13 protein-coding genes are annotated in these 15,328 nt (G+C 44.6%); 6 read left to right on the top strand and 7 right to left on the bottom strand.

Annotation, left to right across the window (positions count from 1 at the left end):
- Positions 1 to 68 precede the first annotated feature (68 nt).
- The 6 genes from K5R16_RS09240 to nadK form a co-directional block, all read right to left on the bottom strand.
- Complete coding sequence (locus K5R16_RS09240) at positions 69 to 638, bottom strand: LUD domain-containing protein (protein WP_220737280.1); 570 nt, start codon at positions 636 to 638, stop codon at positions 69 to 71.
- Between the two features lie 3 nt (positions 639 to 641).
- On the bottom strand, positions 642 to 2,015 hold the full coding sequence (locus tag K5R16_RS09235; protein ID WP_220737279.1) for a lactate utilization protein B: 1,374 nt from the start codon (positions 2,013 to 2,015) through the stop codon (positions 642 to 644).
- Between the two features lie 8 nt (positions 2,016 to 2,023).
- Complete coding sequence (locus tag K5R16_RS09230; RefSeq protein WP_220737278.1) at positions 2,024 to 2,767, bottom strand: (Fe-S)-binding protein; 744 nt, start codon at positions 2,765 to 2,767, stop codon at positions 2,024 to 2,026.
- A gap of 409 nt (positions 2,768 to 3,176) precedes the next feature.
- Complete coding sequence (locus tag K5R16_RS09225; protein ID WP_220737277.1) at positions 3,177 to 5,996, bottom strand: FAD-binding and (Fe-S)-binding domain-containing protein; 2,820 nt, start codon at positions 5,994 to 5,996, stop codon at positions 3,177 to 3,179.
- A gap of 93 nt (positions 5,997 to 6,089) precedes the next feature.
- On the bottom strand, positions 6,090 to 7,733 hold the full coding sequence (locus tag K5R16_RS09220) for an L-lactate permease (protein ID WP_220737276.1): 1,644 nt from the start codon (positions 7,731 to 7,733) through the stop codon (positions 6,090 to 6,092).
- 658 nt (positions 7,734 to 8,391) lie between these two features.
- Complete coding sequence (nadK, locus tag K5R16_RS09215) at positions 8,392 to 9,270, bottom strand: NAD(+) kinase (protein WP_220737275.1); 879 nt, start codon at positions 9,268 to 9,270, stop codon at positions 8,392 to 8,394.
- Between the two features lie 99 nt (positions 9,271 to 9,369).
- On the opposite strand from nadK, the gene grpE reads away from it, so the two are divergent.
- The 6 genes from grpE to K5R16_RS09185 all read left to right on the top strand — a co-directional run bounded on the left by grpE (position 9,370) and on the right by K5R16_RS09185 (position 13,355).
- On the top strand, positions 9,370 to 9,972 hold the full coding sequence (gene grpE / locus K5R16_RS09210) for a nucleotide exchange factor GrpE (protein ID WP_220737274.1): 603 nt from the start codon (positions 9,370 to 9,372) through the stop codon (positions 9,970 to 9,972).
- Between the two features lie 298 nt (positions 9,973 to 10,270).
- Entirely contained in the window at positions 10,271 to 10,804 is a 534-nt protein-coding gene (locus K5R16_RS09205; protein WP_220737273.1) for a hypothetical protein, read from the top strand.
- Between the two features lie 95 nt (positions 10,805 to 10,899).
- Complete coding sequence (locus tag K5R16_RS09200; protein ID WP_220737272.1) at positions 10,900 to 11,082, top strand: hypothetical protein; 183 nt, start codon at positions 10,900 to 10,902, stop codon at positions 11,080 to 11,082.
- A 95-nt stretch (positions 11,083 to 11,177) separates the two neighbouring features.
- Positions 11,178 to 11,399 carry a hypothetical protein gene (locus tag K5R16_RS09195; RefSeq protein WP_220737271.1) on the top strand — a complete coding sequence of 74 codons (222 nt, stop codon included), beginning with the start codon at positions 11,178 to 11,180 and terminating at the stop codon, positions 11,397 to 11,399.
- Positions 11,400 to 11,528: 129 nt separating this feature from the next.
- Positions 11,529 to 13,058 carry a DUF4189 domain-containing protein gene (locus K5R16_RS09190; protein ID WP_220737270.1) on the top strand — a complete coding sequence of 510 codons (1,530 nt, stop codon included), beginning with the start codon at positions 11,529 to 11,531 and terminating at the stop codon, positions 13,056 to 13,058.
- Between the two features lie 45 nt (positions 13,059 to 13,103).
- Entirely contained in the window at positions 13,104 to 13,355 is a 252-nt protein-coding gene (locus K5R16_RS09185) for a hypothetical protein (protein WP_220737269.1), read from the top strand.
- A 95-nt stretch (positions 13,356 to 13,450) separates the two neighbouring features.
- On the opposite strand, the gene dxs is transcribed toward K5R16_RS09185, so the two are convergent.
- Positions 13,451 to 15,316, bottom strand: a complete 1,866-nt coding sequence (dxs, locus tag K5R16_RS09180; protein ID WP_220737268.1) for a 1-deoxy-D-xylulose-5-phosphate synthase — start codon at positions 15,314 to 15,316, stop codon at positions 13,451 to 13,453.
- Between the last annotated feature and the right edge of the window lie 12 nt (positions 15,317 to 15,328).

The following is a 15,328-nucleotide window of genomic DNA, read 5'->3' as shown; positions in this document are numbered from 1 at the left end:
TGAGGTGACTCGATAAGAGCACCTCATTTTTATTGGTGATAGCCGCCAGCTTGAATTGGCCTAAATATCTAGGTCAGATAGACGTTCAAACTACACGCGCCATGAGCACCGACTACTAGAGCCTGTTCAATATCTGCAGTTTTAGACGGTCCTGCGATAAAAGTCCCAAACTCCCCAGGCGCTAATGTCATGAGTTTTGCTGCTTGATGCATATTGGCAACAATACTTTTAGCTTCAATGACCAGCAATAAGTTCTCACAGATAAAAGGCGTGACTCTATGGCCAAGACTTTTATTGTTAACCCAGATAGCTCCATTTTCAGCAACGCCTAAATCCCCTGGAATTACCGCATAGTCGATATCTTTAAGCTCGTGCGCGGTTTCACTTACAACACGATTACCATTAATACCATCGACCATAGAGATGATCTGCATCCCTTTTGCTATATACTCATCCACTGTTGCTTGCAGTGCTGCTAAGCCGCCATCACGGTGTAGCGTACCTGCAACGGTATTTAAGCTTGTTTCAAATTGACCGACTAAGTCGTCGATGCGAGGCGCGATATCAATACATGGCATCGCTTGCGGGGCAATCGCGGCACTTTTAAGTGCATTGAAAATTTGCTGTTTGCTCGACATGTTTTAACCTCTATTTTTCTTAAACCAAGCTTCAAAGCTTGAGTTTGGTGCCACTGGTAACTCGCGATATTTACCCCAAGCACCCGAGAATGGTTTAAGCACACTACCTGGTAGTATTTTTAGTGCTGTACGGGCGATGCCCATTGAACAGTTAAGTGCCATTTCACTGGCCATAAACTTACCGACTAATGGCATGTAACTCGACTTTCCATAAGGCAGTTTCCCAGCTTCAGCTTTTAGTCTTCTATGGTGGTGAATGATCTTGTCTAGCGGCACTTTGGTTGGACATACATAGGAGCAACTGCCACATAATGTACATGCCCAAGGTATAGAGTTGGTATCATCATTTTGCGCGCCAACCGCAATTCCAATCGGACCCGGAATGGTGTAGTTATAGCTATAACCACCCGAGCGACGGTAAACCGGACAGGTATTTAGACAGCCACCGCAGCGAATACACTTTAGTGATTCAGCTAAGATCTTATCTTTAAGCATCTCTGTGCGGCCATTATCGACAATAATGACATGCATCTCTCCGCCTTCCTGTGGACCGCGGTAGAAAGAGCTATAAGTGGTGATCGGTTGACCTGTGGCATTTCTTGCTAGTGTTCGCAGCAGCACTGCTGCGCTATCAAGATCAGGTACGACTTTGTCTATGCCCATTGAGTGCAGCTGTAGCTTAGGTAAGTTAGCGCCCATATCGGCATTACCTTCGTTAGTACAAACCACTACAGCACCAGTATCAGCAACCGCCATGTTGACGCCTGTCATTGCTGCATCGGCAGACAAAAACTGTTCACGCAGATGACTGCGCGCTGCCCGGGTTAGGTAAAGAGGATCGGAAGCTCCTGCATTTGTACCGAGCTTTTCGTGGAAAAGGTCGCCCACTTCCTCTTTTTTCATATGGATAGCGGGCACCACAATATGTGATGGCGGCATTTTTGCGAGTTGAATAATGCGCTCACCCAAATCGGTGTCGATGACTTCAATACCACGGTCTTCCAAATAAGGATTCATGTGGCACTCTTCGGTGAGCATCGATTTAGACTTAACCACCTTTTTGACTTGGTGCTTAGCTAATATTTGGTGCACTATCTGGTTATGCTCTGCACCATCTTTTGCCCAGTGGACCTTAATATTGTTGGCAACACAGTTTTGTTCAAATTCTTCTAAATATTGAGCTAAATGCGTCAGAGTATGCAGTTTCATTTCAGAGCCAATTTCGCGTAACTGCTCCCATTCTGGCAAGCTGCCAGCCGCTTTGTCACGTTTTTCACGCAGCATCCAAAGGGCTTTAGAGTGCCAATCTACCCGAGATTCATCTTTACAGAAGATCTCCGCTTTATGGGCATGAACGTTAGATTTTGAAGTCGACATGTCTGCTCCTATAGCGCTGCATTGATGATCTGCGCAATGTGACGCGTCTCAATCGGTAGTTTTTGACGTCTTACCATACCGTCAATATGCAACAGGCAAGATGGATCAAATCCAACGGCGTATTTAGCGCCCGTTGCCGCATGAGCTTGAGCTTTATCTTTGCCCATCTTGGCTGATACCGCACCTTCATCGACAGCAAATGTTCCGCCGAAACCGCAGCACTCATCGCGTCTATCGGGGTAAACAATGTCAATTTCAGGTATAGCAGCAAGCACCGCTTCGAACTTATTCATGCGCGGCCCCATCTGCTCACTTGGGGTGGCCAAGTCCAGCATGCGTATACCATGGCAACTCATCTGTAGGCTTATCTTGTGTGGGAAGGACTTGCTAAATGCTGGGATCGGCGCGACATCGTGTAAAAACTCAGTCAACTCATAAAGCTTGGCGATAACGGCTTGTGCTTCTGGGCTGTCATCGAATTCGTGAAAATTCTCTTTAGCAGCGACCAGGCAAGAAGCGGCTGGGCAGACGATGGCATCGCACTCAACACCTTTGAAGGCATTGAGCAGTTTTAATGTGGTTTTTTTGGCTTCGTTAAAGCAGCCTGAGTTCGTCATTGGTTGACCGCAGCAGGTTTGACCGGCAGGCAGTATGACTTGGTGACCGAGTTTCTCTAGTAATTCAAGTGTCGCGATCCCAACTTCTGGGACCATTTGGTTCACTAGACACGGAATGAAAAGTGCTATCTTCATTGTGCTTTCTCTTCTATTTGCAGACATTATTATGCGATTTAAGAGCCGCAAAAAGCCTACAAGAAGCGGACTTTAATTTAGCTCGATATTCGCTTTAGATTTCCTCACCCAGTAAATATAGGCTCATAACCTTATAAAAAGTAGTGCTAATTTAGTAAATAAAGAGGAGGACTTTTGCAAAAATGAAAATAAGCTAGGTGGCTGTTTAGTATGGATATATTGAGTTAATACTCTAAAGGGGAAGTGGATACTTTTTAAAAGTGGATAAGGTGAGAAAAGACTATATGTTAATGAAAAGCAAAAAGAATTAGAGGCTGATATAGCCTCTAATTCTTTATCTTTGGTCAGCTAAGCTTAAGTTTGTTCGGTGGTAATTAGCTAGTGAACCTAAGCAAACTATTTACTGCTGCTATCGAGTGCACTCTTCTAGCAAGTAAGCTAAGTGACGGTATGACACGCCGCTGTGTTGAGTTAAGCCAACTTCACACATGCGATTAGCATAATAGCCCTCTTTGACATCAACAGGGATGAGCTTTTTGATATTACGTAGGGCGCTGGCATTGATTTCGGGCTTATAAAGCCCTTTTTCACCGGCATATCCGCAGCAATCAATGCCAGCAGGTCGAATGATTTGTGTGCTACAAGCATCAACAATCGCTTCCATTTTTGGCTCAATCTTCATCTTACGTGCACTACAGCCTAGATGCAGTGCAACCGCTGGTTTCTTGCTAGTTATGGTTAACTTATTCAGTAGTTTGTCATGGATAAAGTCCACCATATCAACAATCTCAACCTTGTCGGTTAATGAGCTGTCACCGGCAAGAGTACGGTAGGTACAAGATAACGCATCAATAATGACTGGCAGTTTTCCGCCTTGAGTCATAGAGGCAACCGCTTCAATCAACTCTTTGCGTTTTGCATCCGCATTTTTAAAATCACCCTTTGACTCCCACATTTGACCACAGCATAGATCACGGGTTTTCTCTGGAGTGATAACGTTGTAACCGGAGCGCTCTAGCAGAGTCACAACCACTTCTGGCAAGGTTCTATTGTCTGGGTCTTTTGGGGTCGGACCAAATGTACGACCACCACAAGCAGGGAAGTAAACCACGGTTTCTTGCCCTGGAATTGGCGCGGCAAGTTTTGGTAGCTTACCGCCTTTAGGGAAGTCCGGATTCCAGTAGGGAACCTCTTTAGACACTACGCGACCAGCTTTCATGATCGCACCAGTAACAGCGCTACCCGTGATTTTATGAATAGTGCCTAACACGTCGAAGCCTGTGCTGATCACTTGGTTAACTGCACCAAAATGCTTAGCTTGGAAATCGAGCACTTTTTGCTCGGTGGTGCTAATGTAAGGCGTTCTCAGTTTTCGTACTAACTGACCCATACTGTTATCTACAGGGCAGGCAATGGTACAAAGCTGACAAGCGGCGCAGGTATCAACCACATCATATTTAGCGGCAGCACGCATCTCGCCGGCCGCTTGCTTATCACCAGACTGCTCTAAACGCTCAATTTCACGCAAAGTCGCAATACGTTGGCGCGGAGACATATTAAGTGCTGAGGTTGGGCAGGTCTTTTCACAGAAACCACATTCAATGCACTTGTCGACGAGATCATCAACAACTGGGCAAGGCTTAATATTCTTAACATGAATTTGGCTATCGTCGTTAAGAATTACGCCAGGGTTTAGCAGACTTTCTGGATCAAATATCTGCTTAATGCGCTTCATTAAGGTGTATGCATCGCTACCCCATTCCATTTCAACAAAGGGGGCGACCGCGCGACCAGTGCCGTGCTCGGCTTTCATCGAGCCGTCATATTTGTTGATAACCATCTCGGCGACATCCTGCATAAAGGCATGGAAGCGTTCAATATCAACCTGAGAATTGAAGGTTGGTGTAATGATGAAGTGGAAATTTCCAGCTAATGCATGACCATAGATAACGCCCTCTGGGTAGTTATGCTTATGGAATAATTCAGTTAAATCATTAGCTGCAGCAGCAAGGTGCTCTAGCTCAAAGGCGACGTCTTCAATAATGACAGAAGTCCCTTTTGGTCGCTCGCCGCCAATAATAGGGAACAGTCCTGAGCGCATCGCCCAGTATTGACCAAATACTGCTGGGTCGTCACTAAAGGTAATAGGGCGCTCTGTATCAATATGCGCCAGTTTGGTAATAACATCTTGGGTGTAGCTTTCAAGCGTCTCTTTATCGTTAGCACGGGATTCAATAAGTAGAATTGATGCGCCTTCAGGTAGCTCAGACAGCCAAAGCGGCATACCTTCTTTACCAGTAACAGACTTAATCGATGCCCAGTCAAGTAATTCGGCTGCGGCAACGCTATCACCGACTAATGGCGGAATTGCTTTCGCGGCATCTTCCATGTTGAAAAATACCGCCATCGCCGATGCTTTAAAACGTGCTTCATCAACCGTGTTATAAGTGACCTCTTCCACAAAGGCGAGGGTGCCTTCGGCGCCAACAATAAGGTGGTTAATAAGCTCAAACGGATCGCTAAAATCAACCAGCGCATTAAGGCTATATCCGGTGGTATTTTTAATGGAAAACTTTTTACGAATTCTGTCAGCCAGTGTCTGATTGCTTAGCGTCATCTCTGCTAAATCGAGCAGTGATTTTATCATCTCTGGATGAGTCTTAGTGAACGCAGCTTTAGATGCGTCGCAGCCGGTATCAAGTTCACTACCATCTGCAAAAAGCAACTTTGCGGATGCAATTGTTTGATAGCTGTTTTGCGCCGTACCACAACACATGCCTGAGGCATTGTTTGACACAATCCCGCCAATCTTTGCAGATGCGAGCGTGGCTGGATCGGGGCCAATCTTCTTATTTAGTGGTTTAAGGGCAGCGTTAGCATCAGCGCCAATAACGGCGGTGCCCAAAGTAATTTGCTCGGCATCATCGCTTACTTTTAATGTTCTAAAGCCATCGTGGCCTAGAATAAGTAAAATACCTTCACCAATAGCTTGACCTGAAAGGCTGGTACCTGCTGCTCTGAAGGTAACTGGTGCGCCATAAGTGCGAGCAATAGCGAGTGTACGTTTGGCTTGCTCCAACGTGTCCGCATGGACAACTATCTCAGGTACGATTCTGAAGTAACTGGCGTCAGTCGACCAAGCAAAACGGCGTACAGGATCGTTTGTGGCGGCGTCCTCACCAACTTGCTTACGTAGATCTCTTAATACTGCTTCATAATTAATTGACATCGATTCTATCTCTACACACTGCTATAAGAGTGGATGAAAGCCGCGCTATGCGGCTTTCTCAATATTATTGTTATTAATTTGATTAGCTTTGAACTAGAAACCGCCCCATATCGCGGCAATGGTGCCAGCGACTAAAGCATAGCCTAGTGCAACAGGCATGGTTTTACGGATAATCTCAGATTCGCGACCAGCCATACCTACAACGGTTGCAGCAGCGACGACATTCATCACGCACATCATGTTGCCGGCGTTAGCCCCAATGCCTTGCATTGCGAGAATTAACGCGTGGTTAGCGCCAATATTATCGGCAACGCTGTACTGAAGACCGGAGAACATCATGTTGGAGAAGGTCGCTGAGCCTGATAGGAAGGCGCCGAAGATCCCTACAATCGGTGAAACCCATGCCCAAACCGCGCCCATGCTGCCAGCTAATGTGTCAGCCAGTGCTACCGGCATAGAGGCAAGTCCTGATGCGTTCTCGCCTGAGTTAAGGAAGATTTTCACCATAGGTACAGATGCACCTAAAGAGATAATGGTTGGTACCATAGATTTACAAGAAACTGAAATGGATTCTTTAATCGCAGGAGACTTCATTCTAAACAGGAAGAAACCTAAGATACACACAAATACAAAGAATGCGCCCGGAGCGTATAGCGTTGCAAAACCCGCTTTTAGCTCTGTACCGAGTAAACCCGTCCAGCTGATATTAAAGCTGGTTAACCAAGCTTTAAGAGGCTCTACAGTACGAGATAGCACAAGCAGTGCAGCCATAATAATGTATGGAGACCATGCCGCAACTTGGGAGAACTTCGCCTCTGTTGCCAGCTCTTTGCGCTCTTGGCCATCATTCTCGGCGAAATCATTCCAAGGCTCTTTTGGTAAAAGGTATCCTTTCTTAGCGACAGGAATAACAATTGCCATACCGACAAGCGCGCCAATTACCGATGGGAACTCAGGGCCTGCAAAATAGTTGATTAACCAAGCGGGTACAGTGAATGAAAGACCAGCAAATAACGCAAACTTCCAGATAGCTAACCCTTCTTTGAAGGATTTATTGCGGCCAAAGAAGCCGGTAAGGATCGCGACCATCGTTAATGGAATAAGCGTGCCTGTGATTAAGTCGATGGTGATCATGTGCATAGCAATGAACTGGGCGTAATCAGCAAAACTGCCACCATGCTGAGCAATTTGCTCAGCAGCCATATTCACGCCGCCTTGGGTAAGACCTTGATCCATACCAAACAGAACCGGTAGACCAATAGCACCAAACGACACTGAGGTCGAGTCGGCAATCAGCGCGACGACGGCTGCTGCAATGGGTGGAATGCCCAATAGCACTAGCAGTGGGGCGCCAATAGCAGCGGGTGTACCAAAGCCTGCTGAACCTTCAATGAATGAGCCAAATAGCCAACAGATAATAATGACCTGCACGCGGGCATCGGCACTAATGTTGGTAAAGCCTGCACGAATGGTATCCATAGCGCCGGAGTACTTCAGCGTATTCAGTAGGAACACCGCACCGAAAATAATGGTTAATGGAGTTAATGCTGAAAGCAGGCCTTCAACCACTGACGCTGCGAGAAAAGTGGTATCCATTTGCCAAACAAAGACAGCGGCTAGTCCTGTAAAAACCATGGAAATGGGCATTGCTCTTGATGCTGGCATCCGTAAAAGCACCAAAAACAGCATTACACTGATTATCGGCGTTAAGCTTGCGAGTAGTTGAATAAAGGTCATGCTTGCCTCGTTGATTATTGGGTGGCGAACTTCAATTGTAAGTACCCGACTTATGTTTAATTTTTGATACTGGCGGGTTGAGGTGTGTACTAAACGTTAAATAGGCTAACGCTAATATGATCTAGATCAGTTTGTACCTTAATTGTGGTTGAGAATGCTAGTAGTGAGATGCGTCATTGTTTGCCAGTTTTTTCAGCTGTGATCTAGATCACGCTCGTTTCTTTGCTAAAAGCTATTTACGACGTTTTTTTGATAGTTCAGTATGCGAAACCGTGAAAATAGCTAAACGAAATGCGTTATTTGATCTAATACTTTCGTGTTGTGACGTTAACTTTGGTTACAGTAACAAAATCTCGATGTGAAGCTCGTCACGCTTTTGGTTTTTTGCCTAGAGTTAAAATGACTAGTGGGTGGTCTATGTATTTGTTTTAATATCTGTTTTTAATTCCAGTCATGGTCAGCCTATGAATTAATTAGAGATACTTAATGTGAACCTCGTTGTGATTATTCAACCAATTAATACATAAAATAACGCCTAGTATCAGTGTGAATAGTCGCTTAAACAGCAGGCTGTTATTAGCTTGTTGCGGATAAGAGACAGTGTGTAAATGGCTGAAAGTAAAGAGTCAGTAGCCTAACTACCGACTCAGAGGGCAATTTAAAATAACTTACTGCCCCAGCCTAACTTGGTTCTTAATACATGAAAGTAGTTATGCCCTTTGGGGTGGATTAGTCGCAACGTATCCACGCTGCGCTTGACGATAATCTCATCACCTGGGAGCACTGATAAATTGACGTGGCCATCACAGCTCACCTCTAAGTTGTCACCGTTGTGTGGCGACACAACCAGTTTAATAATACTGCAGGCATCGACCACTATTGGCCTACAAGAGAGAGTATGCGGGAACATGGGGACTAAAATCATCGCTTCTAAGTTAGGCGTGAGGATCGCTCCTCCTGCTGATAACGAGTAAGCTGTTGAGCCAGTTGGAGTCGATACAATCATACCGTCAGCGCGTTGGCTATACATGAATTTGTCATCGATATAGACTTCAAACTCAATCATATGGGCAATTTTACCCGGATGGAGCACGGCTTCGTTGACAGCAGTGTTACTTGATTTTAGTTCGCCATGACGGTGCACCTCCGCCTCAAGTAAGAAACGCTGCTCGGTATCGAACTCTCCATCCAATACTTTAGATAAGGCTTCCTCAAAGGAGTCGGGTGGCAGGTCGGTTAAAAAGCCTAAGTTACCACGGTTAACCCCAATAACGGCGATATCAAACCTTGCCAATACGCGTGCAGCACCCAGCATATTACCGTCACCACCAACAACAATGGCGAGATCGCATTTCGCGCCAATCTCTAACAGGTCAACAGAATGAGTATGTGAGCCGACATCGGCGGCAACGCGCTCCTCAACCAAGACGCTGTAGCCTTGCATTGTTAGCCAATGATGCAATCTCTTAAGGGTGAGATTGGTTCCTTCATGGTTAGGTTTGCCAATAAGTCCAATAGTGTGAAAGGTATTGCTCATATTTGTGTCAGATCCGGCTTTAGGCCTTGAAACCTCAAAATTGATCCCCATAATATGCCCAGAGCATGCAGAAACAAAGCATTTTTAGCTGGAGCAAAAATGAGCAACGAAACAAATAAAGCACAAGATAACCAAATTGATGAGCAAGTTGAATCGATTGTAGAGGGTGAGCTACTGACAGAAGGTAGCGATGAAGCCTCTTTAATGGACGAATTGACTCAAGCGAACTTTCGAGTTGAAGAGCTAGAGAAGGCTTTGCAAGAAGCACAATCAACTGTGGATTCACAAAAAGACTCAGTGATCCGAGCGGCTGCTGAAGTGGACAATATTCGTCGTCGTGCAGCGATTGATGTCGAGAAAGCCCGTAAATTCGCACTTGAAAAGTTTGCTAATGAACTGCTACCAGTACTCGATAACATGGAGCGTGCGCTTCAGGGAACCGATGCTGAAGCTGAAGCAACCAAAGCCATTTATGAAGGCGTTGAGTTAACGGCTAAGAGTTTTGTTAGTGCAGTTGAAAAGTTTGGTTTGACGCAAGTTGACCCACAAGGTGAAGCGTTTAACCCTGAACTTCATCAAGCAATTGGCATGCAACCAAGCACTGACTTCCCGGCGAATACCGTGATGATGGTTATGCAGAAAGGTTACACCCTTAACGAGCGTCTACTGCGCCCTGCAATGGTGATGGTGTCACAAGGCTAGTTGCCAAATAGGCTTACCCAATAAAGTGGCCAAATAGACTGACCTGATTAAACAAATTGAAATGCCAGTAAGTGATACTTACTGGCATTTTTTATGCCTGAGCTTCTCGTTCAACATCACCATTCATCAGCTGATATAAGCTGATATAAGCTGATATAAGCTGATATAAGCTGATATAAGCTGACATCACTAGGGAGGCGCTCTCACTATAGCTATATTCGGAGTCGTTAATTTAAATGAAAAGGACTTCAACATTATGCGTTACAAAGCGGCTTATATGCTCCTAGGCGGAGTTTGTATGTTTACTTCAGTAGAACCAACTCGAAGCATTGGAGAGGAATCTTTTGCTATTAGTTCAACAGATATCATGCCGTGGTCATTGTCGATGATGAATACAGTTTATGCCGGCACGGATGGAAGTCATCGGCCACCAGATTCTGCTGAGCCAGGCGCAGAAGAGGAGATGGAAAGAGGTGAATTTGTGGGGTTATATGATGATAGTTGGGATATAGACTGGGAAGATGAATGGCGCAGTGACAGAGGTGATGAATCTGGCAGAGATGACGAAATAGATACCGGTGTGCATTCATCTGACAGAGGCTTACTTCCTAATGGCCGATTTAACACGACAAAGAAGCCTAAAAAAGAAACCCAAAAAGAGTGTCAGGAAGATCAGGAACCAGTGTCTACTTGTAGAGTTGATGTTGCAAACGCTTATAAAAAAGATCTTGCTAATAAATGCTCTGGTCTTCCTTCAGTTTCAGTTGGTGCAGGTCGCGACATCGGTTTTGAAGTCTCCTATGATTTCTACGAGCCATGTATCGAGGATTAAAAGGCGCATAGGGATTCTGGATATGAGCAGTGCGCTAAGGATGAAGCACTAAGTGTTAACGCTTGCAAGTAATTGCACTAAGGGATTTGAATAATATGGATAACAAGCTTTCATTTAGTACTTTAGCCTCAACAGGGTTGTGCCTTGTCGCTAGCGCGGGCTTTTACTACTTTTTTCAAGCTGAAAAAACAGTCACTAGCAGCAAAATGGACGCTCAGTCGCCAAGCGCTGATGACTTGGCTGCGCTGCAAACCAAGGTGGCAAGGGCAGAGCGATAACAAAGGAGCTTGCAACGCTTGCTTGCCGTTATCGAGCCAAGCACAGCGCCTAAGCAAGCTGAAGCTAGCGCCTTAAAGAGCTTTGATGAGGATTGGTGCTCAGCAGGCAGAGAGCTGAGCGCAGAGGATTAACGTCTGGCGGAGTCGCAACAAGCAGATTGGATGAGTATCAAGGTGTTGGGAGGGTTAAATCAGGCTATTCAATGAACCGCAACGATGAATATTACCGAGGTAATAGCTTTGTGGCTTCCTATCAAGAACTGCCACAGCAAGAATTAAGAGCGCTGGCGGTAGCAGGTGATAAGTTGGCAAGGTGAACAGGTTACAGAGCTAATAGTGGTATGTTATATTGTTTATTAACAGCTTTTTAGAGTTTTAGACTTTGACGTTGGTACGAACTTACATCTGAAAAGCCAACGTGTGCAAATATTTAAAGGATTAAATAATTGAAGAAAATACATTGGCTATTGACCATTGCGGTTACCTTTACGGTCGGTTATTGGCTAGGGGGAGGATTCACTAACATATCCTCTCTGGCAGAGGTGAGTAGAACCTCGGTGCAGGGGAGTAATAACGGCGGAGAGCTGGCAGGTATAAGCCACATAGAGAGTAACGATAAGCTCGCATCTTGCAAACCCGACATCAGTAAGACTCTAGCTAATACATATGCAGAAATAGAGCAGCTTTTACTGGATATAGAAGAAAATCCAAAAAATAAAACAGCACATATAAAACTCTACAGCATTATCAGCGAGTTTTCACTTACCGAGCTAGAAACACTATCAATAACATTAGATAGTAGAAACAAGGTGCAGCGCGATTTGTTGCTTCCTTTGATAACATCACAGTTAATTGAGCTTGCTCCCAGGAAAGTATTACCTTTTATTGAGAAATACAACCCATTGCCTGACAGTGATCATTATTTACAACGTGTAAAAGCTCTTTTAGCAGAAAAAGACCCTGAGTTTGGCTTTGAGATCTTTGAAGAAGACCTTGTGACCACTGATAGTGACACTGGTGTTCCTGCTAATTCTGATTTTATTTCAATACTCGCTAAGCACAATCTAGAAGAGCTGATGTATTTGCTTGTGCAGTATAAAAACAAAGATATTGATATATCATCAGAACTTTTCTCAGTTAGCTACCACTTAGAAACCAGTGATGAATTTAGCGCCTTTTATGATGAGCTACGTAAGCTTAACGATATTGGCTTACTTGTTAGCCCCCTTATGCAATGGCTAAAAATCTCACCAGATGATGTTTTTGCTAAGTTGAATCAGATAGAGGACGTTGACGAGCGCAAAATGCTTATCGATGATGCCTACCATTATTGGATGTATGTAGACCCAGAAACTGCTGCAAATAAACGGCTGGCTGATGCTTCTAACAAAAAAGCCGAACTAACGGATATTCTAAGTCGTTGGCCAGACAAAAAGTCGGAGCAAGCATGGGCTTGGTTGTCCCAACAAGATGGGATAGATATTAATAGTTTTAAAATACAATTGTTAGACGAATTAAGTTATTCCTCCCCTGATTTCTTGCTAAAGCACTTAGCTGATGTTTCATTAGATAATGATGAAAAAACATCCTTTAATCATAAAATATATTCAGGACTGAAACGACGTAGTAGTGAAGAAGCTAGGCAGTTTTTAACGACTCTATCTTTATCCAGTCAAGCAGACGTACAAGCATTAATTGATGAAAAGGAAACACCTAAGACCACTCCGCGAGGGAGTTTTAGGGACAGTATCAATAAGGGCTTCAATCAATATTTTCATTATAAAGAAGCCAAAGCATTTGCTGTCGCTATTGACAATGATGACGCATTTTCATGGGGATATAGCGTTAACAGAAAAGATCAAGAAACTGCGAATCAAGCCGCACTAGAGATTTGCCAAAGTAATCGTCAAAAAAGTAAGGTAACCGACCACTGCAAAATTTATGCGAAAGGAGATAGTAAGCTATTTATTTTGTAGTAAGACCTGCAGCCACTAATAGGCTGATATTATTGAGGATTAAGTATGATTTCTAAAATAGAAGCAGAGTTAAGCAAACAACAGAAAAAAGTCAATTTGACGGTTTTAATTTTTACGCTTCTGGCAATTTGGATCGATTATTTATACAACACAGTGTTATTTTTTGAACTGAATAAGCCTGGCCATAGTCTTGACATTTCGGCTGTGGGATCGTCGATTATTTTAACGGTAATATTAATGACTAATAGCTTTAAAAAGCTACTTAAACAACATGCCAGCGACAGCTGTGACAGCTAGCTATCACTTAAGCTAAAACCCCAATGCTATAAAGTAAAAAAGGACTGCAATTGCAGTCCTTTTTAATGTCTTGTATTTATTGCTATTAAAGCCGTTTACGCTAGGTAGTCAGCAATCTGCTTTTCGATTCCTGCAGCATCAAGCCTTAGCTCACTGATTATCTCGTCAGGTGCGCCGTGCTTAATAAACTCATCGGGCAGACCGATTTGCAACACTGGTTTTGGCAACTTAAGTGTTTGCAGTAGCTCAAGTATCCCTGAGCCTGCACCGCCCATAATGGCATTTTCTTCAACGGTAACTAGCACATCATGAGTTTCAGCTAACTCTTTTACCAAGTCGACATCAAGCGGTTTAACAAAACGCATATCAGCAACGGTGGCATCGAATGCTTCTGCGGCCACTAAACTATTTGCCAGCGTAGTACCAAAGTTTAGGATGGCAACTTTTTGGCCGCGACGTTTAATTAAGCCTTTACCTATTGGCAGTGCCGTCATAGTTTCGACTTGCTTAGCACCTGTTGCACTGCCACGAGGGTAGCGTACCGCTGTTGGCCCCTCTTTGTAGCAATAACCGGTATAAAGCATCTGACGACACTCATTTTCATCAGACGGTGCCATGATAACCATATTGGGCACGGTACGCATGAAACTTAAATCGAATGCCCCTTGGTGAGTTGGACCATCAGCACCAACAATACCGCCGCGATCGATAGCAAACACCACGGGTAGTTTCTGCAACGCTACATCGTGGATCAGTTGATCGTAACCACGTTGTAAGAAGGTCGAGTAAATAGCGACTACTGGTGTATAACCTTCACAGGCAAAACCTGCACCCAAGGTAACTGCATGTTGCTCGGCAATGGCCGCGTCAAAATACTGTTTTGGGAAGCGCTGAGAAAACTCAACCATTCCCGAGCCTTCACGCATTGCTGGCGTGATAGCTAATAGCTTTTCGTCTTTTTCTGCTACATCACAAAGCCACTTACCGAACACTTGCGAGAAGGTTGGGTCACTTGGCTTGCTAGCTGGCTTTTCAAAGGTTGACGGATCAAACTTAGGCACAGCATGCCAGCCGATAGGATCTTTTTCAGCAGGCTCATAACCACGACCTTTTTTAGTCATGATATGTAAAATCTGTGGTCCGCTGAGGTTACGCATATTGCGTAAGGTCTCAACTAAGGCGTCAACGTCATGGCCATCAATTGGGCCAATATAATTAAAGCCTAGTTCTTCAAACATAGTGCCTGGCACAACCATGCCCTTAAGATGCTCTTCAGTGCGCTTCGCCATCTCCTTGATAACAGGCATGCCTTTAAGCACTTTTTTGCTGTTTTCACGGATCGTGGTGTAGAAACGTCCTGACATAAGCTGAGCAAGATGGTTGTTGAGTGCGCCAACGTTCTCAGAGATAGACATCTCATTGTCGTTTAAGATCACCAACATGTCGTTGTGTAGATCGCCTGCGTGATTCATGGCTTCAAACACCATGCCGCCTGTCATTGCGCCATCGCCAATTACGGAGACCACTTTACGACCCGCTTGCTCTTTTTCAGCAGCAACAGCCATAGCAAGTGCAGCACTTACTGAAGTACCTGAGTGGCCAACGCTAAAGGTGTCGTATTCACTCTCTTCGCGCCATGGGAAAGGATGAACTCCACCTTTTTGGCGAATAGTGTGCATTCTTTCACGACGACCAGTAAGGATTTTATGAGGGTAGGCCTGGTGACCAACATCCCAAATAAGTCGATCAAATGGTGTGTTATAGACATAGTGGATCGCCACTGTCAGTTCGACAGTGCCAAGGCCTGATGCAAAATGGCCACTTGATTTACCCACTGACTTCAAAAGGAAACCTCTAAGTTCGTCAGCCAATTGTGGCAGAACGGCTTGAGGGAGCTGTCTCAGCTCATCTGGGGTATTTGCCTGTGCTAACACAGGGAATTGAGAAATATCAAAACTCATATCGAGATTCTT

The organism is Shewanella sp. c952 (genome assembly GCF_019654975.1).
Classification (GTDB): domain Bacteria; phylum Pseudomonadota; class Gammaproteobacteria; order Enterobacterales; family Shewanellaceae; genus Shewanella.
Note: the sequence above shows the minus strand (reverse complement) of the source record. Positions and strands in the feature narration are given on the sequence as shown.

Bases quoted from the DNA above. Each gene is read 5' to 3' on its own strand.
- K5R16_RS09240 (WP_220737280.1), bottom strand. From the start codon at position 638: ATGTCGAGCAAACAGCAAATTTTCAATGCACTTAAAAGTGCCGCGATT.
- K5R16_RS09235 (WP_220737279.1), bottom strand. From the start codon at position 2,015: ATGTCGACTTCAAAATCTAACGTTCATGCCCATAAAGCGGAGATCTTC.
- K5R16_RS09230 (WP_220737278.1), bottom strand. From the start codon at position 2,767: ATGAAGATAGCACTTTTCATTCCGTGTCTAGTGAACCAAATGGTCCCA.
- K5R16_RS09225 (WP_220737277.1), bottom strand. From the start codon at position 5,996: ATGTCAATTAATTATGAAGCAGTATTAAGAGATCTACGTAAGCAAGTT.
- K5R16_RS09220 (WP_220737276.1), bottom strand. From the start codon at position 7,733: ATGACCTTTATTCAACTACTCGCAAGCTTAACGCCGATAATCAGTGTA.
- nadK (WP_220737275.1), bottom strand. From the start codon at position 9,270: ATGAGCAATACCTTTCACACTATTGGACTTATTGGCAAACCTAACCAT.
- grpE (WP_220737274.1), top strand. From the start codon at position 9,370: ATGAGCAACGAAACAAATAAAGCACAAGATAACCAAATTGATGAGCAA.
- K5R16_RS09205 (WP_220737273.1), top strand. From the start codon at position 10,271: ATGTTTACTTCAGTAGAACCAACTCGAAGCATTGGAGAGGAATCTTTT.
- K5R16_RS09200 (WP_220737272.1), top strand. From the start codon at position 10,900: ATGGATAACAAGCTTTCATTTAGTACTTTAGCCTCAACAGGGTTGTGC.
- K5R16_RS09185 (WP_220737269.1), top strand. From the start codon at position 13,104: ATGATTTCTAAAATAGAAGCAGAGTTAAGCAAACAACAGAAAAAAGTC.
- dxs (WP_220737268.1), bottom strand. From the start codon at position 15,316: ATGAGTTTTGATATTTCTCAATTCCCTGTGTTAGCACAGGCAAATACC.